Origin of the sequence: Shigella sp. FC1967 (genome assembly GCF_001743005.1) — a bacterium.
Lineage (GTDB): Bacteria > Pseudomonadota > Gammaproteobacteria > Enterobacterales > Enterobacteriaceae > Proteus.
The window spans coordinates 1-259 of record NZ_MIIZ01000241.1 but is presented as its reverse complement, the minus strand read 5'-3'; the positions used below and the strand labels follow the sequence as shown (position 1 = coordinate 259).

Below are 259 nucleotides of genomic sequence, written 5' to 3'. Positions count from 1 at the left end.
TTGGGGTGAGGGAACCCAATAAAACAGTGATTTCTCTCTTAGATGAGAGGATGCGCATAATACGCCTGTTGCGCAACAAAAGCAAAGGTTAGCGAAAAAACGCCGTAAACCCTCGCCCAGTGCGGGCGGGGATATAAGGCGAAAAGCCCGCAGGGCTTTAAAGATCAATCAAGCGTTGACTGGCTCTGAACGTAGGCTCTGAGTGTTTCAATCGTTGCCTCTCCGGTGCTACAGACAAAGTACGACCTTGACCACAAAA

1 protein-coding gene is annotated in these 259 nt (G+C 49.4%); it reads right to left on the bottom strand.

Annotated features, from left to right (window positions below; genetic code table 11):
- Positions 1 to 164 precede the first annotated feature (164 nt).
- Positions 165 to 259: transposase (locus BHE89_RS02245; RefSeq protein WP_171742431.1), on the bottom strand; the 95-nt coding region annotated here is incomplete at its 5' end.